At 37.3% G+C, this 531-nt stretch carries 1 rRNA gene; it reads left to right on the top strand.

What is annotated here, in order from left to right:
* A 23S ribosomal RNA gene (locus tag D7X55_RS40290) occupies positions 1-531 on the top strand; the annotation flags it as partial.

The following is a 531-nucleotide window of genomic DNA, read 5'->3' as shown; positions in this document are numbered from 1 at the left end:
GGGAAATAGCCCAGAACATCAACTAAGGTCCTTAATTTAAGCTAAGTATAAACAAGGTATAACATTTGTTGTTTTGTTTGGGAAGTAGGCTTGGAAGCAGCCATCTTTTAAAGAAAGCGTAATAGCTCACCAAGCTAGTTTTAACATTGTTTACTATAAATTAACGGGATTTAAGCTTAAAACCGAAGTTATGTAATACACACATAATAAAAAAACGTGTATTGGTAGCGGAACGCTCTGTATTTGCTTAAGTTGAGCCGTTAGGTTCGATTATAAATCAGAGGTGAGTATGCTGACATGAGTAGCGCATATAGTGTTTATCGTATTTAAAAACACTATCGTCGGAAGTCCAAGGGTTTCTACGTAAAGTTAAACTGCGTAGAGGTAGTCGGTCTCTAAGGGTTTTAGTGTCTACTAAGCTCGATGAGAAACAGGAGTGTAAAGCACATTAGCGTTTTTATGATCGCCAGGTACCGTTAAATAGAGTAGGGTGGATTAGCTTGTTGTTGTCATAGTGGACGAGAATTAAAT

It is taken from the genome of Corallococcus sp. AB049A (assembly GCF_003668885.1).
In the GTDB taxonomy this organism is placed as follows: domain Bacteria; phylum Myxococcota; class Myxococcia; order Myxococcales; family Myxococcaceae; genus Corallococcus; species Corallococcus interemptor.
Note: the sequence above shows the minus strand (reverse complement) of the source record. Positions and strands in the feature narration are given on the sequence as shown.